We start from the raw sequence: 23,968 nt of genomic DNA on the forward strand, positions 1-23,968 counted from the left end.
TTCATTGAGAAGAATGACGGTAAATAAGGAGAAGCACTAATGGCTATAAATAATTTACTTTCTCGAATTTCCATTGACCCCAATATTTGTTTCGGTAAACCTTGTATTAAAGGTCATCGCATCTGGGTATCTCTAATTTTAGACTTACTTGCAGGTGGAGAAACAATTGAGACAGTTTTGGTAGAATATCCAGGTTTGGAACGAGAAGATATCCTGGCTTGTATTGCATACGCTGCGGAAATGACAAGAGATAACTATGTGGAAATTCCTTTAGGATTGCAAAATGAGTCAAACAGCCGTATTTCATATTACTCTCAAGCCTGTTTATTCTCAAACAGTCCCCACGCCTGATGGGGTCAAATTACCTGATAATTGGTCACTTTCTTGGCACCAAGTAGCGACGTTGGAAGCATTACGCAATCCAAATATTGACGTAATTTTCAACACAGCAATGACAGGGGATGGTAAAAGCTTGGCTGCATATTTAGAAGTGATTCAAGGTGAATTTTCAGCGATTGGACTGTATCCAACTAACGAACTCGCCCGTGATCAAGAAACGCAGATTCAAGGATATATTGAACAATTCCAACCTAGAGATAAACCGCGTGTAGTGCGATTGAGTGGGGCTGATTTAGAAATTTATGCAGAAAACGAAGGATTGAAAAAAGGTGCAGCAATCGCAACTCTCGCAAGTCAAAGAGAAGCATTATTAACCAATCCTGATATTTTTCATTACTTACATCGAGGTGCTTATCTAATTTCTGGTGATAGCCCAGATAAATTATGGGGAAGAATCGATAAAGATTTTGATTTATTTATTTTTGATGAATTCCATGTTTTTGCGGCTCCTCAAATTGCCAGCGTTATCAATACAATGCTGTTAATTCGCTGCACAAATCGCCGGAAGAAATTTTTGTTTCTTTCTGCAACACCAGATATAAATTTAATAAATCGCTTAGAAACAGCAGGATTTCGTTGTCGAGAAATCAATCCTCTAGACGAAAATAAATATCAATTTCCTGATACACCAGCACAAGAACAGCAACTAAAATCTCAGGGATGGCGTCAGGTAGCCAGAAGTATTTCACTGAATTTTATTGGTTTGGAACCTGGTTTTAAAGCTTCGGAAACTTGGGTACAAGAAAATAGTAATTTAATTTTGAGTCAATTTCAGCAATATCCTGGAAGTAAAGGGGCAATTATTCTGAATTCAATTGCAGGCGTTAAGCGCCTGACTCCATTTTTTCAGCAAATATTGCAGCCTCATGGCTTGAGGGTGGGCGAAAATACCGGGCTATCTGGTAAAGAAGCAAAAGAGCGCAGCCTGGCTGCAGATTTGGTGATTGGTACTAGTACAATTGATGTGGGTGTGGATTTCAAAATTAGTTTTCTGATTTTTGAATCATCGGATGCTGGTAATTTTATCCAAAGACTGGGTAGGTTAGGTAGGCATGATGGATATGAACAAAATGGTCAGGAAATCAAGTTTGAAAAATTCACAGCTTTTGCTCTTGTTCCTAACTTTTTAGTTGAGCGGTTATTTGAGGTAGAGTCACCAGCTTTAGAGGTGAGCATGATTTGCGATCGCCCCACTCTTCAAAATGCAATTAAAGAGCAATATCGTCAAATCAACGATTTTCGTGGATACTATCGCCGTTGGGGTGCTGTGCAGTCATTTTGGCTGTGTTACAAGTTGAGCGATCGCACAATTAAACAACAGTATGCCCAAAGCCGAGAGCAGTTTCAAGTTGCTTGTGAATCAGTCTTTGAAACTAGTTTAAAATCTATAGCAGGACGTATTCAAGGATGGGCTAAAAATTGGCAGACTGTTTCCGGTAAATCAGGAAATCCCATTGCTGATGACGCTGCGAGTTTTCGCGGTTCTAGTCCTCTGCAATGTGGGATATACGATTTAACAGAAGCAACAGAGATAGATAGATTTAAAACTTATGATTTGCCAGGAATTGTCAGCAATTTAGAGATAGAAATGTGGACAGAAACGGCGTTTATGCGAACTTTAAAAGAAACCGCCCAACGCACAGGAAAACCCATAGCCAAAGGTAGATTTAATCACTGTCTCGCATTTATTAAATTGCGTTCATATCGAGAAGAACGGCTGAACTGGAAATTTACCTATTCTGGAAATTTGCAACCAATAGCTGATGCTTGGAAAGTTCAGGTATTAACTGGTGTGGAAATTTGGCAACCTGAAAACCTTTGGATTCGGGACATTAACAAACGCTTGAAAAAAGAGGGTTTGGTTTGTTATGTGATTCGCCGTCCCGTTGCAGAAGTGCGGATGCGGCTACGGCTACCCATGCACTTTCAGATTTACCCAATTAGTGATCAGTACAGCTTTCATGATGCTAATGCGCCGTATTCCATAGCTTTTGGTCACTCTGCGCTGTTGCTGGATACCCTGGCGTATACGTTTAAGAGCAAGGGAGATGAGATATGGGTTGTTTGAGGTTTCAATCCCTAATAGGGATTAGATGTAATGTGACGGAGAAAAGCTTACGCCAGTAAGCGGCTAGTTATATCATGTCCGGTTATATGACCGTAATAAAATATTCTGTAGAGACGTTACATGTAACGTCTCTACATTGCGGGTATTATGGGTAAGCTCCCGGACATGATATTAGTCATGAATAAGTTCAATTTTTTTCGCTATGAGTAACCCCATTTCAGACAATTACAGACATCTACTTATGGAAGTAAAACAACGAATTCGTTCAGCCCAATATGAGGCACTAAAGGCAGTTAATCGGGAAATGATTAACCTGTACTGGGATATTGGCCAGATGATTGTGATCAAACAACAGAATGACAACTGGGGTAAATCTGTAGTAGAACAGTTAGCAAAAGACTTACAAACAGAGTTTCCTGGTATTAGTGGTTTTTCTGCGGCTAACCTGTGGCGGATGCGGCTTTTTTATGAATCCTATGCCAACAATGAAAAACTCGCACCAATGGTGCGAGAAATTGGCTGGACTCATAATTTAGCCATTTTAGAAAAGTGCAAAGATGACTTAGAGCGAGAATTCTATATTAGAATGACTCGTAAATTTGGCTGGACAAAAAATGTTTTAATCCACCAAATTGAAAATCAAACTTATGCAAAAACTTTGCTGAATCAGACAAATTTTGATAACACTGTCCCAGCAGAGATACGTAATCAATTAAAACTAGCTGTTAAAGATGAATATAGTTTTGATTTTCTGGAACTAGCAGATGAACACAGCGAACGACAGCTAGAGCAAGGAATTTTAGCACGAGTTGAACCATTTTTACAAGAAATGGGCGGCATATTTGCCTTTGTTGGCAGTCAATATCGTCTAGAAGTTGAAGATGAAGAATATTTTATAGATATTTTATTATACCATCGTCGTTTAAAGTGTTTGGTGGCTATAGAACTAAAAATTGGTAAGTTTCTACCTGAGTATGTTGGCAAAATGCAATTTTATTTAGCTGTTTTAGATAACACAGTAAAGCTACCAGATGAAAATCCTTCCATTGGGATTATTCTTTGTAAATCTAAGCAAAGAACCATTGTTGAATATGCACTTAAGGAATCTAACAAACCAATAGGTGTAGGCACTTATCAAGTAGTATCAAAATTGCCTCAAGAATTAAAAAATCAGCTTCCTGCTCCAGAGCAAGTTGCTAAATTACTCGAAGGATTTGAATAGAATTATAGAGTGAGCAAATAAATGTTGTGAATTATTTATCTAACTGGAGAATCATGAAATGCAAAACAATACTCCAACAATTGCAGAACTTAAACAACTTTCCTTACAACTGTCGGAAAAAATTCCTTACTTAAAAATGTTAGTTTTGTTTGGCTCTAGAGCTACTGGTAATACTAACGCAAACAGTGACTGGGATTTTGCAGTTTTGTGTGATGAGGAACAGCGTGAGGCTTATGTAAAAGATAATATTTCACGTTTGTTTGAATTACCCATGTTGATTGGTGAAATATTTCAACTAAATTCAGATAAAATTGATATTGTGGAACTTAATCAATGCTCTGAGCTAATATCACATTTTATTGCTCGTGATGGCAAGGTTTTATATGAAGCTAACAAAGAAGAATTTGAGAAATTTAAACAAAGAGTGTTTTTGAGTAATTCACAGCTTAAAACAATTGAAAACAATAAACGACAAAATATTGAACAGTTTCTCGAAAGATGGGGTGTATGACAAAAATAGATACTGTGATTGTTACAACTAGGTTGGAGTTTATTGCTCGTTATCTTGACAGTCTCAAAAGATTTGAGCAAATTAGTTTAGATGATTACTTGGTTAACTTTGATCATCAACTAATTACCGAGAGACTTCTACAATTAATGATTCAAGCAGCGATAGATATCAACGATCATATATTATCAAGGCTAAATCCAGGAAAATCGCAAACTAACTTTGATTCTTTTATTAGCCTTGGTAGATATGGCGTAATTTCTCGTGAATTAGCAAGACAACTAGCACCATCATCAGGATTAAGAAATCGTCTTGTTCATGAATATGATGACATAGAGCCGCAGCAAGTTTTTAAGTCTATCAATTTTGCGTTACAGCAATATCCGCTTTATGTGCGCCAAGTTAATTCTTATTTAATTTCATTGAGTCAAGAAGATGGCTAAAAAAAGTAGAAACTCAGATGAATATCAACAATTATCGCTCTTAGACACAGAAAAAAATGCAAATTCTGAAGCAGCAGAGGATGATTGGCTATCGGGTGACTTTGGCTTCGATAGTGATAATGACCGAACTGTTGAAACTCAAGAGGAATTACTCACACTCAAGCTATTGCGCGAAGCGATTAAAGCGCAAAATCCTGGTGATACAGTTATGGCAGATTTTGCTGAGTATGTTTTACCAAACTTGCTACGAATTGCAATTGGTGTGACTGCTAAAGGTGGTAAATTTTTTGATGAAATTGACCAACAGCGAGCAGCAGAAGGTAAAAGTAAAGTGAGGCGAGATAATGCTGCTGATCAATCGCTGAATACTCACTTACTCAATGGCTTATTTCCCACAAATTTAATTGAAAAACGTCTAGAAACTCTGGCTCTTGCGTGTGTAGCGTGCTTAATTATTAATGAAAGTCGATTAAATTGCTTTAATAACAAGGCTTATAGGCGTTTATAATTTGATTTTTAGTAACAGTAGCTCAAATACAAAAAATAATGGCTTTTATCGGAGCCAGGCAAGGGTTTCAAACTTATTTTTTAACAAATTCAGCACGCTAAGTACGGAAGAGCCGTTTTTTGTAATTTCTCAAAAGCAACTCAAACTACCAAAATGGATTCGCTTGGGTAAGTGGATGAGTAAAGCCGAATTACATACTCAAGCAGTTACCAAAATTGAATTAAAAACTGGTGACTTCGCCTTCCCTTATCCACTAAATCCCCTTGATGTAATGTTTACCCATCAAGTTGTTAGCTACGATGTGGTAAATATGCCTCCTGTGAGTCTAATTCAAAATATCAGCATTCGCCAAGGACAATATTACGAGTTAGAAAATCCCCACAAATCTGAAAAAATCAGCCTACCTGCACACATGAAATATCGATTTAAAGCCATTTTCAGGTAAATAGACCACAGGGTAGGGGCGCAAGGCCTTGCGCCCCTACGAAGATCTGTGGTTCAAATGAATGAAAATTGCTGTAAAGCTTAAATCTAAGTGGTGGGCATTGCCCACCCTACATCTACCATTTTTAATGTTTTATGCCTCACAGCCTCATCCTTAACCTCGTGCCCCAAACTCCCATTTACCCCCAATTCCTCACGGGGAGACACTACCACGCCTTATTTCTCACCCTGGTTAGTTCAGTAGATAAATCCTTGGGAGAATACCTACACGAATCAAACGCAGATAAAGCCTTCACCCTCTCACCCCTACAAATACAACGACAACTAAAACCACAGACATTGCAATTTGTCCATCAAAAACCCATCCTCGCGGGTACTCCCTGCTGGTGGCGCATTTCTCTACTTGATGACACCTTATTTGGCAAATTAACACCACTGTGGCTCAATCTTAACCCTAATCACCCTTGGCATCTGGGTTCTGCAAATTTATTTATTACCAGTATTCAAGGTACACCCCAATCTACTCAACCTTGGGCAAATGTTTGCACATATCCACAATTATATGAGCAAGCTAGTGAGACTCAACGCATTCTTAATTTTACTTTTTCCACTCCTGTGGCTTTTCGTCAAGGAGGCTTTGATACTGCTTTACCAAGTAAAGAATCTGTGTTTAATAGTCTTCTGGGTCGTTGGAATAAATATAGCGGTATGGAATTTAATAATATCGCGATTGAGTCTATTTATCCCAGTTATTTCAACATTAACACAGAAGTTGTGAGCAACTATGACAGCAAATTTATTGGTTGTCTAGGTGAAATTAGCTATCGCATTTTTGGTGATATTGAAGCTGTAGAAATTAAGAAAATTAATGCTTTGGCTGACTTTGCTTTATATACAGGAATTGGACGCAAAACAACTCAAGGAATGGGAATGGTGAGGAGAGTTAGGAGTTAGGAGTTAGGAGTTAGGAGTTAGGAGTTAGGAGTTAGGAGTTAGGAGTTAGGAGTAATGAGTAATGAGTAATGAGTAATGAGTAATGAGTAATGAGTTGGGAGTTGGGAGTTAGGAGTTAGGAGTTAGGAGTTAGGAGTTAGGAGTTAGGAGTTAGAACTGACAAATGACCAATGACCAATGACCAATGACCAATGACCAATGACCAATGACCAATGACAAATGACCAATGACAAATGAAAAACGAAGAATATATCCCTATTGCGGCATTAAATCAATATGCTTATTGTCCGCATCGCTGTTGGAGAATGTTTTGTGCTGGGGAGTTTATTGATAACCAATACACTATTGAAGGGACGAGTTTACATGAGCGAGTTCACACTGTTGGTGAAGGATATCGGGAAGATGTTTGGCAAGTTCGCGCTATTTGGTTGAAGTCTGATAAGTATCAGCTTATCGGTAAATCGGATTTAATTGAAGCAGAAAATGGCGAATGGTATCCTGTGGAATATAAGCGGGGACGTAAGGGCGAATGGGATAATGATGAATTGCAAGTTTGCGCTCAAGCTTTGTGTTTGGAAGAAATGACAGGACGCAGCATTAATACTGGCTATATCTACTACGCACATTCCCATCAACGGCAATTAGTTGATATTAACAAAGAATTGCGCGAAAGTGCGATCGCCACAATTCAAGCTGTGCAACAAATCCTATTTACTGGTGTTATGCCAAAAGCCACCAAAACCAAGCGCTGTGATGGCTGCAGTCTTTATGCATCTTGTTTACCCCAAGCAGCAGATAAAGTAGCACGCTATCAGGAAGTTTAATAAACATTATTGAAAATTGGAAATTTTAATCATGGGAACTGTTTACATCACTCAAGAAGATGCATTTATTGCCAAAGTCGATGAACGTCTGAATGTGAAGTTTGAAAAACAGACAATTTTAGATGTGCCATTAATTAAAATCGATGGCTTGGTGGTGATAGGGCGGGCGAGTATTTCCCCAGCCGCTATCACTGAATTGATTAATCACAAAATTCCCCTGACTTTCCTCAATACAAATGGTAAATATCTGGCGCGTTTGGAACCGGAAATGAGTAAAAATATTTTCTTACGGGCTGCACAATGGAAAGCTACAGGAGAATCTCCCCAGGCTGTCCATGTTGTTCAAGGTTTTGTACGCGGTAAGTTAAAAAATTACCGTCAAAGTTTATTACTAGCCCAACGTCGCTATTCGGAAATAGATTTAAGTTCGGGAATCAATCAATTAACTAACGTCATCGCTTCTTTAGACAAAGCCACTGCGATTGATTCTCTCAGAGGTTTTGAAGGTGCTGGGAGTGCTGGATATTTCGGCTGTTTTAATCAATTGATTCGTGTGGATGATTTTCAATTTGAAACCCGTAACCGTCGCCCGCCAAAAGATGCGGTGAATTCGCTTTTGAGTTTGGGTTACTCTTTACTACGCCATGATATCCAAGGTGCAATTAATATTGTCGGGTTTGATCCTTATTTGGGATATTTACATACAGAACGCTATGGGCGTCCTTCTTTAGCTTTAGATTTGATGGAAGAATTTCGTCCTTTAGTTGTTGATGCTGTAGTGTTGACTGCAATTAACCGCCGGATGCTGTCGCCACAAGATTTTATTACTGAACCTGTCAGCGGTGCTGTTTCTCTGACTAAGGAAGGGTTACACAAGTTTTTGCGTTTATATCAAGAAAAAAAGCAAACTAAATTTAAGCATCCTGTGTTGCAAAAGCAATATACCTATCAAGAATGTTTTGAAATTCAAGCCCGGTTTTTGGCTAAATATCTCTTGGGCGAAATTGATAAATATCCCCCTTTGGTGATTTTGAAATAGAGAGCTTGAATGATATACACTGTAGGGAACATCCAAAATTTTTTCTTCTAATGACAATTTTATTCGTGCCGTGCCCCTACTAGTCTGTCAATTTTGTTTTGAGGGATTTTGGTAGTGTGAGCGTCTCGCTCACGCGGGCAAGATGCCCGCACTACAGTCCATCATTTTTATCTTAACAGGGGCACGGCATCCAAAATTTTTTCTTCTAATGACAATTTTATTCGTGCCGTGCCCCTACGACAATTTTCCTTAACTGAACTGTATTTCCCCATACCCAATCTTCACGAGCGATATTGATTATTGTCCAACTATTTGAATATGTTCATTGTCATTTCTTACGATATTCCCGAAGACAAGCGTCGCACTAAAATTCATAAAGTTCTCAAGAGCGTAGGTTGGGTTGAGGAACGTAGACCCGAAGGGGCTTGCCGAAGGCTAACCCAACATTTCCGGGGTTTTGTTGGGTTTCACATTCGTTCAACCCAACCTACAATTCTTCTATGCCATAAGCCCAATCTTCACGAGTCATATTAATTATTGTCCAACTATTTGAATATGTTCATTGTCATTTCTTACGATATTCCCGAAGACAAGCGTCGCACTAAAATTCATAAAGTTCTCAAGTCTTATGGTCAGAGCGTAGGTTGGGTTGAGGAACGTAGACCCGAAGGGGCTTGCCGAAGGCTAACCCAACATTTCCGGGGTTTTGTTGGGTTTCACATTCGTTCAACCCAACCTACAATTCTTCTATGCCATAAGCCCAATCTTCACGAGTCATATTAATTATTGTCCAACTATTTGAATATGTTCATTGTCATTTCTTACGATATTCCCGAAGACAAGCGTCGCACTAAAATTCATAAAGTTCTCAAGTCTTATGGTCAGTGGATGCAGTATTCTGTTTTTGAATGCGATTTGACCGAATCTCAATATGCTAAACTCAGGTCTCGTCTGGCTAAGTTGATTAAGCCCGATACCGACAGCATTCGTTTTTATTCCTTGTGCGCTTGCTGTCAGCCGAAAGTTGAGCGCATTGGCGGTGAGATACCGATGGATACTACTGTGTTTTTTGCTTAAGTAGTCGTAATTATTTATGTATATCTTAACACCCAGAACCCGAATTGTTGAAAAAGTCCGGGTTCTGGGTGTTTGTTTGTTCTCAATTCCGTAATATTATAGTATTTATGAACAAATGTCGTAGCGTTATCAACAAATGTCGTAGCGTTATCAACAAATGTCGTAGCGTTATCAACAAATGTCGTAGCGTTATCAACAAACGTCGTAGCGTTATCAACAAATGTCGTAGCGTTATCAACAAATGTCGTAGCGTTATCAACAAATGTCGAAATTTTTGTAACACCTTATACAATTTCCCTAGACAAGGACTTTATTCTGTCCGATTTGCTGAGTTGTTTCCCCAGTTCCGTCAACCTGTAGGTGTTTTGTCAGCTATGTGTTTTTTTTGGGCTGAAATCCTTTCCTGTGCTGCTTTTGACGCCGATCAACCACTGCAGGAGGTTGACGGAATCTCTGGAATGTTTATCAGTCAACCTTTTGGGCGTTTTTTTCTTCTGCCTCTGTTGACATCTCGGTGCTTGAAACGCTATCCTTATTTTAGGTTGACGGAACTGAACCTTGAAAACCAAATATATCAAGGCTTTTACGGCGAGCCATTGCAATTACACTTAATCCCTATTAGGGATTGAAACGTTCAAAGTGCCCAACGCACCAGAAGACAAAGTATTGCAATTACACTTAATCCCTATTAGGGATTGAAACTCAATCACCCCTTCTGGCACTGGTACACTTACTTTATTGCAATTACACTTAATCCCTATTAGGGATTGAAACGACTTTCAGCTACTGGCTCCAAGCTATGCACAATATTGCAATTACACTTAATCCCTATTAGGGATTGAAACCAGACACAGGAGGTATTGAGCCTTGCGCTGTTTGTTCACGAATTGCAATTACACTTAATCCCTATTAGGGATTGAAACGTTTTTTGCCGCTTAGATCGACGAGGTATATAGGAGATTGCAATTACACTTAATCCCTATTAGGGATTGAAACATTACAAAAAAAGGAATACCACCCACTCAACACGCATTGCAATTACACTTAATCCCTATTAGGGATTGAAACCAAGTTGTGAGGATAGACACCCCACTTTGCTATCCGATAGATTGCAATTACACTTAATCCCTATTAGGGATTGAAACCTCCGACTGTTCCCCAAAGAATCTGAAGCTTAAATTGCAATTACACTTAATCCCTATTAGGGATTGAAACTCTCTGGTTCCTTTTTCTCGTCAAAAGGCTTGATATTGCAATTACACTTAATCCCTATTAGGGATTGAAACATCTGACGGGACAACTTCCACCTTTGCGGTACTCCAAATTGCAATTACACTTAATCCCTATTAGGGATTGAAACCGGTGTTTAAGGGTGATTGAATAGAAGTGCTTCAATTGCAATTACACTTAATCCCTATTAGGGATTGAAACATTGTTCCCCCTATTGAACAAAATTGGTAAGGAGAGTTAGATTGCAATTACACTTAATCCCTATTAGGGATTGAAACGGTAAATCGCCAGCGGAGATGACGTGCGCCCAAAAATTGCAATTACACTTAATCCCTATTAGGGATTGAAACTACCACCTAACACTGGATGGGAAGACACCCACGGAATCATTGCAATTACACTTAATCCCTATTAGGGATTGAAACCACTGAAGTTCTGACAATGTTGCCGTCAAGATTGCAATTACACTTAATCCCTATTAGGGATTGAGGCGTTGCTGAATCAGAGTATGAATTGGGATTTTGCGACATGACTAAAAAACGATTCTTTGCGCCTTTGCGCCTTTGCGTGAGACTAATTCATACTTTCACTCAGCAACGCCGGGATTGAAACAAATATTCATCAAAAGTGGCATGATGAGCTGAGACGCAGCCCAACCTAGGCATCGCTCCATTTTACATCAATCCCATCTCCCGCAACCCCTGGCGTAATCTCTTGGCTTCTTCTGGATTATGCTGCTCATGAAGAGCGATCGCATTTCTAAAGGCTGTTACACTAGCTTGGACATTACCAACTTTGAGCTGCACTACCCCCAAATTTTGATAAGCTTCTGCATAACTAGGATTTAAGCGGATGGCTTTTTGGTAAGAGGCGATCGCATCCGTAAACAAACCCAAAGCTTTGAATGTCATTCCCAAGTTGTAATGTCCCGTGGTAAAATTGGGGTCAATCTTCAATGTAGTTTCATAGGCAGTTTTCGCACCTTTGAAATCTCCCAACCCTTGGAGTAAATTACCCAAGTTGTTATATGCTCCCAGTTTGAGGATGGGGTAAATCGGCAACTTGATGGCTGCTTGATAGTGAAAAGTCGCCTGTTGGGGATTTTGCAACCGACTGTAAGCAATGCCTAAATGGTAGTGAAGTTCGTATAAAATCTCGTAATTTTCCTCACAAGCGGCGATACCTCTTGTAAGCAATTCCATACCTTTGGTAATATTGCCCGTTTCCACGTATAATGCCCCTAACTTACTACAAACATAGGGGTCATCAGGATGAGTTGCAAAAAACTCCTCCATTGCCGCTTGGGCTTTAGCATATTTATTATGTGCGGCGATCGCACTTTTTTGGTATCCTGCGTGGAGAATTGCCACCCCTTCTAAATAACCAATCTGCCAATGGGGTTCTTGATTTAAAATTGCAGCGACGCTATCATCAATTAAAGCATGATAAGGACGAGAAAAGCGCATATCTGGATGATTGCGAAACAATCTCGAAACCAGAGAATAAGGAGATTGTTCAGCACCCACCTCACGACGCACAAGGTTAATCAATAGATATTCTGGGCTTTCAATTGCTGAACGAATCTGAGGGACAATTTCTGCTGTCAGGGTTTCATCAGCATCTAATACCAAAATCCAATCACCAGTAACGTATTTTAACGCCGCATTGCGAGCCGCACTAAAATCATTACACCATTGAAAGCGATGTACTTTTGCACCGTATGCAGTGGCTATTTCCACAGTGCGATCGCTTGAGCCTGTATCGACAACTACAATTTCATCTACCACATTTTGCACACTGCTGAGACATTTAGGCAGTGTAGCAGCTTCGTTTTTGACAATCATGCACAGGCTCAAATTCATAGTTATGGCAGGATAATGATTTATGAATTTTTACATATCTGTACGGAATCTACGACCGGCTGTGTCTAGGCACTTTTGCCAGTATAACCAAAAAGCCATCCCATCAAGCGCCCACCGAAAATTGTTCCCCACCCTCTGTTGCATGTCAATGAGAACCGCTATAATCCCAAGTACAGTGTCGCACAAACTAAGGATTTATTTACTGTGTCTGCCAAAGACATTTTTCATAATGTCGTCAAAACAGCCTTGCAAAAAGATGGCTGGATAATTACCCACGACCCTTTATATTTGCGACTAGGTGACGATCCAATGCGGATTGATTTGGGTGCAGAACGTCTAATTGTTGCAGAACGAGATCAAGAACAAATAGCAGTAGAGGTTAAAAGTTTTCTCGCCCCTTCAGCAATATCGGAGTTTCACACAGCTTTAGGTCAATATCTTAACTATCGAGCTGTATTGCAGCTACAACAGCCCCATCGAAAACTTTATTTAGCAGTATCAATCGATATTTACCGAAATTTTTTTCGCCGGGATTTACCTCAATTGAGTATGCAAGTTTACCAACTAAAAATGATTGTATTTGACCCAGTTAATGAGGTGATTTTGCAATGGATAAATTGAATCACTACCGGCAACTAATCTGCCAAGTCCTTGAGCAATATTCTCAAATGAAACCTAGTAATGGCGATATTGAAATTTACAAATCTATTGATATAGAAAACGACCATTATCAAGTTTTTCATGCAGGTTGGGATGGATATACACGAATATTTGGGGCGTTAATTCATCTTGATTTAATCAAAGATAAAATCTGGATTCAGTATGATGGAACTGAGGTAGGAGTAGCCAATGATTTAGTTTCTCTTGGTGTACCTAAAGAAGATATTGTTTTAGCATATCATTCTCCATTTATGCGACAATATAATGGTTTTGCCGTGGGATGAAAAGTCTTTCCTCAAGGGAATATGAGGCGCTTGCCCAAAATTTCCTGAATCTTCTGTTGTACAGCCTCTTGACTTAAATTACCATCTACTCGTATAATTCGCGAGGGATAGGATGCAGCTAACTCTACATATCCTTGCTGTACCCGTCGATGAAAGGCGATCGCCTCTTGTTCGATGCGGTCAAACTCCGCTTCATCTTTACGTTTGCGGGCTAGTCCAACTTCCACATCGACATCTAGCCAGATAGTCAGGTCACTTTCTAAGCCAGCAGTAGCGATATAATTAAGCTGATTGATTAAACCGATATTTAAACCGCGACCATAACCTTGGTAAGCAACGGTAGAGTCAGTATAGCGATCGCACAAGATATATTTCCCCGCTGCTAAATTTGGCTTGAGTTCTTGCTCAACATGTTGTGAGCGATCGGCAGCATACAATAATAATTCTGTAGTCTGAGCAATTGGTTTGTCCTCTGCCTTTTCTAGCAACAAGCGACGCAGATGTAAGCCTAACTCAGTTCCCCCAGGTTCACGAGTCACAATTACAGATATACCATTACTTTGCAACCATCCACAAGTTAGCTGTATTTGGCTGGTTTTACCGCAGCCTTCCACCCCTTCAAATACAATTAATTTGCCAGCCATGCTTTTTTAACTTAGTTTTAAATGAACTATACCAGGTAATGAAAGAATTATTAAGATAATAACAACTTCAATCAACAAGTTGAAAGAAAAATAAAAAATAATCCACTCATTACTCATTACTCATTACTCATTACTCATTACTCATGACTCATTACTCATAACTCATTACTCATTACTCATTGAGGATCTATCTAAAAACTGGAGCATTGCTGAGGCGACAGTTTGAGGGGACTCAACTAAAAAACCATGTCCCCCATAATCGAGGACTATCAATTTAGCGTTAGGAATACCTTGAGCAAGTTGCTGAGAAAACTTGACCGGGGTGAGAATATCTTGCTTACCCACCAGCACCAGAGTAGGACAATGAATATCTTTGAGGCGATTTGTTGTATCACAGCCAAGAATAGCGCGACTGTGACGATAAAGTTCAAAAGGTGAGGGTGAGAATCGGTAGTTGACTGCTATCTCAATGATCATCTCTATCATCCCTGGTTGAGAATAAAATTCTTCAGTAAATATCCAGGGTAAAACAATTTGTTCATAAAGTTTCAGGTCTACAATGGCGGGGAGATCCCCCCAAGTTTCGATGATACTATTGAATCGTGTATCACCCTTGGCTAAAGATGAAAGTAGTATCAGACTTTTGACCTTCTGGGGATATGCCAATGTTAACTCTTGAGCAATCTGACCACCCATTGAATGTCCTGCTACATGCACTTTGTCGATTTTCAGGTGGTCAAGTAGTGCGGCTACATCACTCGCCATATGCTGAAGACTATAGGGACTTTCAGGCGCAGAACTTTGCCCCATTCCTCGATTATCTAAGCGAATAACCTGATATTGTTTGACAAGGGAAGGCATTAGCAGCGACCAATAGGTATGATCGCACAGAAAGCCTGCAATTAAGACTAAAGGCTCACCCACTCCCTTAATCTCGTAGAATAAATCAATCCCGTTAAGATGAACCTTTGGCATTATCTGAGACTTGAAGGTAACATTCCCACCCACAAGTGGATGGGGATATAAAATCAAGAAATCAAGAAATCAAGATTCTTTAGAAATTATCTAATCTAATATCCTTCCAAATCTCAGAAACTTGCCAACCTGTATTGCCGACAGACTGAACTAAAGGATGATCCCGTAGAGGTATATAATTAGGTTCTGTATACTCTACATCTATTTCTTGGTGTTCTTCAACAGTTGGCTCTTGAGCGTTAATCTTATCGGCTGGAAGATTTTGCTCTTCCGCTTCCTCCATGATTTTTATCTTATCGAGAAGTAGTTTTTCAGATTTTTTGATTAGTTTCATATCAATTTTACTTTTTAACAACTACATAGAGAAACGATGAGAACCTTAACATTAATTTCTAGAGACTCATATAGTCTTTAGACAATCTTCAGAAAGATCCACAAGGATTGTTTATGAAATCTAGGGTTGAAAAATTTCACTGGAACCATCCATCATACAGTAATTTTGATCAAAGTACGAGTGATATTCAAAACTTTCCCGAATTTACACAAAAATTCAAATAAGGTAAGTAGGTAGGCACGAATAAACCCATTTTATGGGCTATGTGAGGACAATTGCCGGTAGGGGCGCAAGGCCTTGCGCCCCCAGAAATCATCGAACCACGCCAAAAACCCTGATTTTCAGTACCATAAGGGGTTAAACCCACCATTCGCCAACAGCATCCCATAGGGCGTAGGGGCGCAAGGCCTTGCGCCCCCAGAAATCATCGAACCACCCCAAAAACCCTGATTTTTAGTGCCATAAGGGGTTAAACCCATCATTCGCCAACAGCATCCCATAGGTGGTAGGGGATCTAGGCCTTGCGCCCCCAGAAATCATCGAACCACGCCGAAAACCATGATTTTCAGAACCATAAGGGGTTAAACCCATCATTCGCCAACAGCATCCCATAGGGCGTAGGGGCGCAAGGCCTTGCGCCCCTATAAATCATCGAACGACGCCAAAAACATGGGTCTAAGCTAACAGATAGAAATTTATTTCCCGGCTCAAAACCTACCCAGTATTGACCTGACAGCTAATCACATCACGGAAATAATTACTATACAACTGACAGCGCACGTCTACTTCATTACCAACAAACTTCACCAAACCCATACTCTGCAACTGATAAGCTGATATTGTTTCCAATCGCACTGGCTTGGTAGAATTAATCACCCCTTCAAAGGCTACCATGAGTTTTGGTTCTGCTTGCAAACTCAACCAATGTTCTCTTAAATGATAGCCATAAATTCCCGCCTCTGTAGAAGCCTCCACTAAAAATTTTTTCAGCGTAACATCAGGATAACTTTTGAAGTGAGAAAATGCCTGCTTCAACAGATAAGGATGACCACCTACTAATTCCATTAAGGGGTCTACCAAAGATGAATCTTGTTCTAATCCATGTTGTTGAGCAAATATCTGCACCTCTTCTCTAGTGAATTCTGGTAACTCAATAGGTAAGCCGACATTAAAAGGCGACTGATTAATATTCAAGCGGATATAAACGTCAGTGGAGTAGGCGATAACTAACCGCAGGTTTTTCCAGTTTTCGCGGCTTCTGGCTTTCTCATACCAAGAGCGTAATAATCCAAAAAAGTCTTCGTAAACTTCAGGATAAGGGAAAAGCACGTCCACATCATCTAAGCATAGAACTAGGGGACTATCATTGGCATTCAAGAGATATTCTTCTAAATAAGTGGTGCAACTTACCTTCGCACCAATACCCTCTTCATCCCAATATTTATCTAACTGATTGGGTAATTTGAGTTCTCGTGTGAGATTCAAACAAAACCAACGCAAAAATTTATTCAGGTTGCTGAAGTGAGTTTTCCGATCCCCCATCTCCAAACTGAAGTGAACTATGCGATAGCCGGCTCTTGCTACTTTATCTAATACCCGTTCTATTAGAGAGGTTTTACCCATTAATTTAGCTGCTTTCACCCGAATTAAAGAACCCTGTTGCAACAGGGTTTCATGGCAGATAGATTCAATAGCATAGCGCTCTACATATAATTGTGGAGTGGCAAAGCTTTGTTTATTTTGGATTAGATAGGTCGGATGTATAGATTCTTTAACCTTATTGTTGTACTGTTGGCTATTAGCAGTAATTGAACCAGAGCTAGGTGATAAATATTCAGATGTAAATCGCTTTTCCCAATGTTGCTTCTCCCAACATCGTTTCAATGCTTCCTTAAAATTACTTTTTTTTACTTTTTCTCCTAGGGAATCTGTCAGCAGTCTCCAAAGAGTGGGCGCAACATCTTGACTAATATAACTGGTTGTGTACCGGCTTCTAGACGCCATTTGGTCATAGTCTTCTCGTTCCCAAGCTCCTTTAAATACAATTATTTCCACATCAGTTAAGCCTCTAGAGAATTTTGCTAAAATTGCTTGGTTAGCAATTTTAATTGCTTCATCTACATTAAAACTCATAACAATTTGGAATTAAATTTTATTTAAATTGATATTTACTTAACAAATTTGCCCTCTCAGGCTATTTTGGGGGGCTTGACCCCTATAGGAGGAAATCTCTATCACGAAACCAAAAAGCTGGTTGTTTGTTAGAGAGTTACTATAGGACTCCTATTTGATTTTTGAAATATACGTAGCCAAGCACATCCAGGTTTTGCTTGGCATTGCCTAGCCTATAGATACTATCACAAAACCAAAAAGCTGGTTGTTTGTTAGAGAGTTACTAGCTATATGTAGTATATTACAAATATTGGTCAATCCAACTCGTGTTAAAAATTAATTCATAAATACGGTTGTGGACTTTTAAATAACCTTGTATTTTAACTATTAAGCCCGATAATATCATTTCTCGCTCATCTAGACTATCAACTGCCTTCACCTGTCCATGCTCCAAAATTTGCCGATACAGTTGCAGCATCGACGTAAATTGTCGTTCGCCTTTGAGGATGCGATCGCGAATCGTCCTTAAATGCTCCGGTTCGTCCTGGGCTTCCCAATTTTCGATAATATTTGTGCGGATTAAATTCTCAATCCATGCTTTTTCAGTTTTTTCAGGGACAGAAGATGGTAAAGTACGGATCATCTGGCAAATCTTTTGACTTAAAAAGGGCTGACCATTAGTCCAAAATAATACTTCTCTCAGCACCGCTTGAGGGTTGCTAACTTTGTCTGCTAATCCTTGAACTAGAGGTTGAGCTTCGTGCATCTCAAAACCACGCAGTTGAATTGACTGACCAATATTAAAAGGCGTTTGGCGATAATCAGTAATTAAATCATTAGGGGTAGCAACTCCCAACAAAACAAAGCACAACCGCTTATACTCCTGATTAATAGCCCGCTGATTGTAGCAGGAGCGAACTAAGGCAAAGAAGTCATTAACTGAAAAATCTAAACCTAAAAGACAATCAATTTCATCTAAAAAGATAACTATTTTAGGTGCTAGAGTATTATCAGGTAATTTAACTTCTTTTAACAACACTTCGTCAAAAAATCTACTCAATCGCTGTACAGGAGAAATATCCAAATATTCTTTCCACCAAGCTTTTAAATTAACCTTGTCCAGCAAGTCAAAACTTTGCCACAACTCAACAGCCAATCCCTTATACCATTGCTCTAAAGTGATGTCTTCATTACCAATTCGCGTCATGTCAATAGCCGCACAGCAAAAACCCTCTTGTTGCAAATGATTCATCATCCGCACCATCAAGCTTGATTTACCCATTTGTCGGGTATTTAAGATGTAACAAAACTCTCCACTCTTCAATGCTTTGTAGAGGTAACGGTCAGCAGAGCGCACTACATAAGTGGGAGCATCAATTGGTAAACTACCGCCAACTTGATAATCATAATTTGAGGCTTGTTCGGCGGTTTTGAGCAGCGCATTTTCAAATTCTAATTTCGCTTGAGTGGCTTTGAGAATTTCTAGGGTTTGTGATAGTTCTTGAGTACGTTCTTCTACTTTTTGTTCTAGGGTTGCGTAGAGGCGAGAATTTTCAATAGAAATAGCAGCTTGGCTAGAAAGGATATTTAATACTTCAACACGATCTGGCGTAAATGCGTCAGTTGTGAGATTATTTTCTAAATATAAAATGCCGCTCAGTTTCCCTTGATTGAGTAGGGGAGTGCAGAGAATTGATTTGGGTTGAGTGGCGAGAATGTAGGGATCACGAGTAAATTGTCCGTCATTACCAGCATCATTGAGAACTACATTTTCTTGACTGTGGGCGACATAGTTAATGATGGCGGTTGAGAGTAGGGGCGTCTGGGTGGAGACATCTACAGAGTCTACAGGAATAGATTTTAGGATACTAACGTCATCAGAATCCACTGCTCCTACCGCTTCAATGACCCAGTTATTATGAGAATACAGAAGCAAAAAGCCTTTTTGAGCGCCTGCATTTTCAATCAATATTTTCATTAATTTTGCGAGCAACTTGCTCAGAACAATTTCCCCAGTTAGGGCTTGAGATGCTTTAATAACTGTTGTTAAGTCGAGGATTTCTCCATTATTTCCAGTCGTAGAGATGGTTGTGCTGAGGCTTTTAGTTGTACCTTGGTTTGTAGTTAAGATAAAATATTGTGGATACTCGTCTTCTAATTGTTTAACTTTGGCTTTAGCGCCCCAGTGAGTGTAACAATGGTGGGCATTTCTCAGATATAATTGTCCAATTTCTTCTCTTCCTAGGTATAAATAAAATTCTGCGGCTTTTTCATAAGCTAGAGCTTCTTCGTGGATAAATTCATATTTTTTAGCACCTTGAATAGCTCGTTCATACAGGTCTTCTGCTTGCCAATATTGTCCTAAAACTCGCGCTTTTTCTGCTGCGACTAAATCATATTTATGTTGAAAATTTTCTGGACAATGGTTAGCCCATAATTTCATATTATCCTGATTTTTGTCTACTTGCTCAAGAAATTCCTTTTGCTGATTTGTATTACAAGCACTATAATGAGCAAGTAAAGAAAGAGAAGAATAAAAATTATGCTGAGGAGCGGTTAAGTATCCACCACAACTTTTTAGATATTTTTCTGCATTAATTGCGTGAATAGAAGCATGATACTCTCTTTTTAAGACATAAAAATAAACCATCTTCGCGAAATTTATAAAAAATATTAACCAGTCATTATTATTTTGAATCCAAGCTTTTAAGTATTGTTCTTCATCTTCTCTAGAAGAGCCTATTATCAAGCAATCGTTATTGTTAATTGTTAATAAATTAATTACTAGCTTATGAAATATTTCTATGCAATATATGCAATAAATAATTCTGGTTTTTTCGATAAAGCCAGAATATTTTTTGTAATTACTATCAACATCTTCTAAATTATGTCCACCTAAAAACTTTATCCAGCAATAATCTATAGCTATATAACAAGTATACTCATTTTCTCCTGTATCCATACCTGTTTTAAAGCCATGTATTAATTTGTTTTGTGCAACTACATTCCTGAGATAATACTTCCAGTGCCATATCATTCCGTAATATGTATGTACAACAAAAGATTCTGATTTGAGAATGTTAAATTTTTCTAGCAGATTCAGAGCCAGTTGACCAAATTTATCTCCATTGTTAATATCTCTTTGGACGCTACATAAAATCGCTCCATAAAGAGAATATATTTTAGCTCCGTGATATGAATTTCCATATTTTAGACAGAGATTAAGCTGGGTTAATATTATCTCAACCGCTAAGGAAAAATTTGTAGTACTTGTAGCTGTAATTATCTGCTGTAGTATTAATATAACTGCAATTTTAATCTGGTCGCCCATTACAGGTAAGTTAACTAACTCCTCAACATTCTCAATATTCTTCTCTTTAAAAAATAGTTGTAAAATTTCTTGTTGTTGTTCAATTCTCTTTTCTATGCTATTAGGTCTTGGAGAGATATTTATTCCAAATTCTAGTACAGCTTTCAGGGCAGTATCTATTGCCTTGTCTGGTTTAAAAGCTGTGAAATAGTATAATACTTTTAGCTGGTTGACATCGGCTTTATCGACGATATCTTTGGCGTTATCCAAAATTGTTTCAGATAACTCGTCAAATTGCTCAAACTTAGTGTTTAAGTAAAGCATTTCTAAGGTTTCTATATGTAAGTCAAATGTCAATTTATACTGACAATTCCAGCTATTCGATGCTAAGAGTTTTAATCCAGTTTCTAAATATTTAAGAGCAGGTTCATAAGCTGTCGATGCTTTAGATTTTTTACCCGCTTTCAGATTCAATTTAGCTAACTCATCTTTCTCTAATTGCTCAGTGATTAATTCTGCTCCTGCGTTGAGTTGATTGACAATATTAAAAATATTTTTTTCTAACTCATCTTCTTGAGTATTGTTCAACAACAGACGACCTATTTGCAGATGAACAGCTTTTTTCTCTTCTGCTAAAATTAGAAGATAAGCTGCTTGCTGAACTCGGTCATGCAAAAATTTATAGGGTATAGATTTGGGATACTTGGGAATGAAATCAGCGGAGATTTCAGAACCATCACTTGATATGTCCTCCTGACTCCATAACAATGGTACTTTATAATCCTTACTTAAGGGAATAATCAATCCTTCTTTGACTGCTGGCTCTAGTTCTTGAGATGTAACTGTTTGAGATTTTTTATTGACAACGGAAAGTATTTCTAAATTGAATTTGTTTCCTATACAAGCAGCTAATTTCAAAATGTTTTGGGTATTTTCATCCAGCTTTTCAATCTTCCTCACCATTAAATCAACTACATTATCAGTAATTCCTATTTTTTGAATTTGCTCAATATCCCAGCGCCAAACCCCCCCTTTACTTTCTCTCTTAGTTAGGGTAAAATCAGGATTATTAAAAACCAAGAGACTTTCTCTGTACAATGTTTGCAGGAATTGGGTGACAAAAAAAGAGTTACCACCAGTTTTGTTAGTCACTAATTCTGCTAGAGGTTTTACATCTTCTATTGAGCAATTTAGGGTATCCGCGATTAATTGGTTAACATGGTTGATGCCCAAAGGTTGAAGCATAATTTGATTGACTCTAGCTTCTGCCTGTTGAATTTGCTCTAAGGTGTGGGTTAAAGGATGAGTAGGACTGACTTCATTATCTCGGTATGCTCCGATCATTAATAAATATTGGCTATTAGCATTAGTTATTAATCGCTCAATTAAATTCAAAGATGGTAAATCTGCCCACTGTAAATCATCCAGGAAGATAACTAAGGGATGTTCTTTTTGACTAAAAATGCTAATAAATCTTTCAAAAAATAAGTTAAACCGATTTTGGGCTTCTGTTGCTCCTAGTTCCTCAATCGGTGGCTGTTTACCGATAATCTTTTCTACATCAGGAATTACATCGCTGATAACTTGACCATTATTCCCTAAAGCTGTTACAATATCCTCTTTCCAACTGTGTAAGGTTATTTCAGGTTCACTCAGGAGTTGACGGATTAAGTCTTGAAAAGCCTGTGTGATTGCTGCGTAAGGAATATCCCGCTGTAACTGGTCAAATTTGCCCTGAATGAAATATCCTCGTTGACGGGTAATCGGTTTGTGAATTTCATTGACCAAGGCAGATTTACCAATCCCGGAATAACCAGAAACGAGTATCATCTCAGTAGCACCTTGGCTGACTCGCTCAAAGGCGGTTAATAGTTGAGTAATTTCCTGTTCTCGACCGTAGAGTTTTTGGGAAATCTGAAATTTATCGACAATATCCTGACTAGCTAAAGGAAATTGAAAAATTTGTCCTAAACTTTTTAATTGCTCAAGACAAGTTTCTAAATCTCCTTTAATTCCCCAAGCACTTTGATATCGTTCCTCTGGGGTTTTAGCTAACAACTTCATGACAATATTCGATACTGTCAAAGGAATAGAAGAAATGAGTTCATGAGGTGTTTGCGGATGTTGGGCGATATGACAATGAACTAATTCCACCGGGTCATTAGTTGCAAATGGGAGTTGATGGGTCAATAGTTCATAAAATGTAACACCCAGAGAATAAAAATCACTGCGGTAATCTATCCCTCGGTTCATTCTCCCAGTTTGCTCTGGGGCGATATATGCTAAGGTTCCTTCTAATTGATTGATGTTGCAAACCGTCTGATTTTCTTGAAATAAACTGGTAGAAATTCCAAAGTCAATAATTTTGAGTTGTCCAGTTTCGGGGTTATAGACTATGTTTGCAGGGTTAATATCTTTGTGGATAATATTAGCAGTGTGAATGGCTGCTAAACTATCGGTAGTTTTAATAGCAATAGTGAGAAATTCTTGTAAACTAAATTGATGCTGGGATATGAAAAACTTTAAAGATTGACCTCCAAAGTCTTCCAAAATCATTACTAAACTATTTTTATATCGCCGTAAATCGTAGGCTTTGATAATGCTATCTGCGTTTAAAAACCGGGTAATTTCATATTCTTGTTTATATCGAGTTAATTCTGCGGTAGTGGGGTAATTTTCTTTCAGAATTTTCAGAATAATCGGTTGGTTATCTGGGTTGAGAATCCCTCGATAAACTAACGAATTAGGACTTTCATATATTTTCTCAACAAGCTGGTGATTTATTATGCTATCCATGAATAAAGCAGGTGACAGGTGACAGAGGAAGATGTCTTCAAATCTCTGACTTTTTAAAGGATACCGCAGGGGAATGGTAGGTTTTACGCCTCATAGTACGGTAAAATAAGGTCTTTTGGCGTCTTTCTCAGGATGATTAGGGGCGCAAAGCCTTACGCCCCTAAAGATCATCGTCCTCACATAGCCGATAAAATGGGTGTTACCCCCAATTCGCCAGCAGCATCCTTAAAGAAGTCAGTGATATTTTTGTTTACATCTGAATTTAAGGTCGCTAT

General features: G+C 38.7%; 17 protein-coding genes, 4 pseudogenes and 1 CRISPR repeat array. Of the genes and pseudogenes, 15 read left to right on the plus strand and 6 right to left on the minus strand.

Features of this window, described 5'->3' with window-relative positions:
- Nucleotides 1-39: 39 nt before the first annotated feature.
- From HEQ19_03415 to cas2 (HEQ19_03475), 13 genes and pseudogenes are all read left to right on the plus strand, one after another.
- Complete coding sequence (locus HEQ19_03415; protein ID WYL98713.1) at nt 40-351, plus strand: DUF433 domain-containing protein; 312 nt, start codon at nt 40-42, stop codon at nt 349-351.
- Nucleotides 284-2,467 carry a type I-D CRISPR-associated helicase Cas3' gene (cas3, locus tag HEQ19_03420; GenBank protein ID WYL98714.1) on the plus strand — a complete coding sequence of 728 codons (2,184 nt, stop codon included), beginning with the start codon at nt 284-286 and terminating at the stop codon, nt 2,465-2,467. Before HEQ19_03415 ends, cas3 begins: the two co-directional genes overlap by 68 nt.
- 202 nt (nt 2,468-2,669) lie before the next feature.
- The gene (locus HEQ19_03425) at nt 2,670-3,689 is read left to right on the plus strand and encodes a PDDEXK nuclease domain-containing protein (protein WYL98715.1); all 1,020 of its coding nucleotides are present in this window, start codon (nt 2,670-2,672) and stop codon (nt 3,687-3,689) included.
- A 58-nt stretch (nt 3,690-3,747) separates the two neighbouring features.
- A complete protein-coding gene (locus HEQ19_03430) occupies nt 3,748-4,200 on the plus strand; it encodes a nucleotidyltransferase domain-containing protein (protein WYL98716.1) in 453 nt (150 codons plus the stop codon).
- Nucleotides 4,197-4,640, plus strand: a complete 444-nt coding sequence (locus HEQ19_03435) for a DUF86 domain-containing protein (protein WYL98717.1) — start codon at nt 4,197-4,199, stop codon at nt 4,638-4,640. The genes HEQ19_03430 and HEQ19_03435 overlap by 4 nt, the downstream gene beginning before the upstream one ends.
- Nucleotides 4,633-5,061, plus strand: a pseudogene (locus HEQ19_03440) (type I-D CRISPR-associated protein Cas10d/Csc3). Before HEQ19_03435 ends, HEQ19_03440 begins: the two are co-directional and overlap by 8 nt.
- Nucleotides 5,062-5,263: 202 nt before the next feature.
- Nucleotides 5,264-5,593: pseudogene (gene cas5d / locus HEQ19_03445) on the plus strand (type I-D CRISPR-associated protein Cas5/Csc1).
- Between the two features lie 134 nt (nt 5,594-5,727).
- A complete protein-coding gene (cas6, locus tag HEQ19_03450) occupies nt 5,728-6,546 on the plus strand; it encodes a CRISPR-associated endoribonuclease Cas6 (protein WYL98718.1) in 819 nt (272 codons plus the stop codon).
- A 233-nt stretch (nt 6,547-6,779) separates the two neighbouring features.
- Nucleotides 6,780-7,370: a CRISPR-associated protein Cas4 gene (cas4, locus tag HEQ19_03455; GenBank protein WYL98719.1), complete on the plus strand. Its 591-nt coding sequence runs from the start codon at nt 6,780-6,782 to the stop codon at nt 7,368-7,370.
- 31 nt (nt 7,371-7,401) lie between these two features.
- Nucleotides 7,402-8,409, plus strand: a complete 1,008-nt coding sequence (cas1d, locus tag HEQ19_03460) for a type I-D CRISPR-associated endonuclease Cas1d (protein ID WYL98720.1) — start codon at nt 7,402-7,404, stop codon at nt 8,407-8,409.
- A 318-nt stretch (nt 8,410-8,727) separates the two neighbouring features.
- Nucleotides 8,728-8,814, plus strand: a pseudogene (locus HEQ19_30650) (CRISPR-associated endonuclease Cas2).
- Between the two features lie 150 nt (nt 8,815-8,964).
- A pseudogene (gene cas2, locus HEQ19_03470) lies at nt 8,965-9,063 on the plus strand (CRISPR-associated endonuclease Cas2).
- A gap of 150 nt (nt 9,064-9,213) precedes the next feature.
- Nucleotides 9,214-9,486, plus strand: a complete 273-nt coding sequence (gene cas2 / locus HEQ19_03475; GenBank protein ID WYL98722.1) for a CRISPR-associated endonuclease Cas2 — start codon at nt 9,214-9,216, stop codon at nt 9,484-9,486.
- 595 nt (nt 9,487-10,081) lie between these two features.
- Nucleotides 10,082-11,208: direct repeats of the CRISPR family, unit length 37 nt; unit sequence ATTGCAATTACACTTAATCCCTATTAGGGATTGAAAC.
- Nucleotides 11,209-11,390: 182 nt separating this feature from the next.
- Here cas2 (HEQ19_03475) and HEQ19_03480 read toward each other — a convergent pair.
- Nucleotides 11,391-12,578, minus strand: coding sequence for a tetratricopeptide repeat protein (locus HEQ19_03480; GenBank protein WYM03233.2), 1,188 nt, complete (start codon nt 12,576-12,578; stop codon nt 11,391-11,393).
- 204 nt (nt 12,579-12,782) lie between these two features.
- On the opposite strand from HEQ19_03480, the gene HEQ19_03485 reads away from it, so the two are divergent.
- Complete coding sequence (locus tag HEQ19_03485; GenBank protein ID WYL98723.1) at nt 12,783-13,199, plus strand: XisH family protein; 417 nt, start codon at nt 12,783-12,785, stop codon at nt 13,197-13,199.
- The gene (locus tag HEQ19_03490) at nt 13,187-13,522 is read left to right on the plus strand and encodes a XisI protein (protein ID WYL98724.1); all 336 of its coding nucleotides are present in this window, start codon (nt 13,187-13,189) and stop codon (nt 13,520-13,522) included. Before HEQ19_03485 ends, HEQ19_03490 begins: the two co-directional genes overlap by 13 nt.
- 11 nt (nt 13,523-13,533) lie before the next feature.
- Here the strand turns inward: HEQ19_03490 and tmk are convergent, their stop codons facing one another.
- The 5 genes from tmk to HEQ19_03515 all read right to left on the minus strand — a co-directional run bounded on the left by tmk (nt 13,534) and on the right by HEQ19_03515 (nt 23,693).
- Nucleotides 13,534-14,166 (minus strand): dTMP kinase, encoded by a 633-nt coding sequence (tmk, locus tag HEQ19_03495; GenBank protein WYL98725.1) that lies wholly within the window; start codon nt 14,164-14,166, stop codon nt 13,534-13,536.
- A gap of 165 nt (nt 14,167-14,331) precedes the next feature.
- Entirely contained in the window at nt 14,332-15,141 is an 810-nt protein-coding gene (locus HEQ19_03500) for an alpha/beta hydrolase (protein WYL98726.1), read from the minus strand.
- A 79-nt stretch (nt 15,142-15,220) separates the two neighbouring features.
- Entirely contained in the window at nt 15,221-15,475 is a 255-nt protein-coding gene (locus tag HEQ19_03505) for a hypothetical protein (GenBank protein WYL98727.1), read from the minus strand.
- Between the two features lie 714 nt (nt 15,476-16,189).
- Nucleotides 16,190-17,608, minus strand: coding sequence for an AAA-like domain-containing protein (locus HEQ19_03510; GenBank protein WYL98728.1), 1,419 nt, complete (start codon nt 17,606-17,608; stop codon nt 16,190-16,192).
- A gap of 280 nt (nt 17,609-17,888) precedes the next feature.
- A complete protein-coding gene (locus tag HEQ19_03515; GenBank protein WYL98729.1) occupies nt 17,889-23,693 on the minus strand; it encodes an AAA family ATPase in 5,805 nt (1,934 codons plus the stop codon).
- Between the last annotated feature and the right edge of the window lie 275 nt (nt 23,694-23,968).

It is taken from the genome of Gloeotrichia echinulata CP02, assembly GCA_038087035.1.
GTDB lineage: Bacteria > Cyanobacteriota > Cyanobacteriia > Cyanobacteriales > Nostocaceae > Gloeotrichia > Gloeotrichia echinulata.

Bases quoted from the DNA above. Each gene is read 5' to 3' on its own strand.
- HEQ19_03415 (WYL98713.1), top strand. From the start codon at position 40: ATGGCTATAAATAATTTACTTTCTCGAATTTCCATTGACCCCAATATT.
- cas3 (WYL98714.1), top strand. From the start codon at position 284: ATGAGTCAAACAGCCGTATTTCATATTACTCTCAAGCCTGTTTATTCT.
- HEQ19_03425 (WYL98715.1), top strand. From the start codon at position 2,670: ATGAGTAACCCCATTTCAGACAATTACAGACATCTACTTATGGAAGTA.
- HEQ19_03430 (WYL98716.1), top strand. From the start codon at position 3,748: ATGCAAAACAATACTCCAACAATTGCAGAACTTAAACAACTTTCCTTA.
- HEQ19_03435 (WYL98717.1), top strand. From the start codon at position 4,197: ATGACAAAAATAGATACTGTGATTGTTACAACTAGGTTGGAGTTTATT.
- cas6 (WYL98718.1), top strand. From the start codon at position 5,728: ATGCCTCACAGCCTCATCCTTAACCTCGTGCCCCAAACTCCCATTTAC.
- cas4 (WYL98719.1), top strand. From the start codon at position 6,780: ATGAAAAACGAAGAATATATCCCTATTGCGGCATTAAATCAATATGCT.
- cas1d (WYL98720.1), top strand. From the start codon at position 7,402: ATGGGAACTGTTTACATCACTCAAGAAGATGCATTTATTGCCAAAGTC.
- cas2 (WYL98722.1), top strand. From the start codon at position 9,214: ATGTTCATTGTCATTTCTTACGATATTCCCGAAGACAAGCGTCGCACT.
- HEQ19_03480 (WYM03233.2), bottom strand. From the start codon at position 12,578: ATGAATTTGAGCCTGTGCATGATTGTCAAAAACGAAGCTGCTACACTG.
- HEQ19_03490 (WYL98724.1), top strand. From the start codon at position 13,187: ATGGATAAATTGAATCACTACCGGCAACTAATCTGCCAAGTCCTTGAG.
- tmk (WYL98725.1), bottom strand. From the start codon at position 14,166: ATGGCTGGCAAATTAATTGTATTTGAAGGGGTGGAAGGCTGCGGTAAA.
- HEQ19_03500 (WYL98726.1), bottom strand. From the start codon at position 15,141: ATGCCAAAGGTTCATCTTAACGGGATTGATTTATTCTACGAGATTAAG.
- HEQ19_03505 (WYL98727.1), bottom strand. From the start codon at position 15,475: ATGAAACTAATCAAAAAATCTGAAAAACTACTTCTCGATAAGATAAAA.
- HEQ19_03510 (WYL98728.1), bottom strand. From the start codon at position 17,608: ATGAGTTTTAATGTAGATGAAGCAATTAAAATTGCTAACCAAGCAATT.
- HEQ19_03515 (WYL98729.1), bottom strand. From the start codon at position 23,693: ATGGATAGCATAATAAATCACCAGCTTGTTGAGAAAATATATGAAAGT.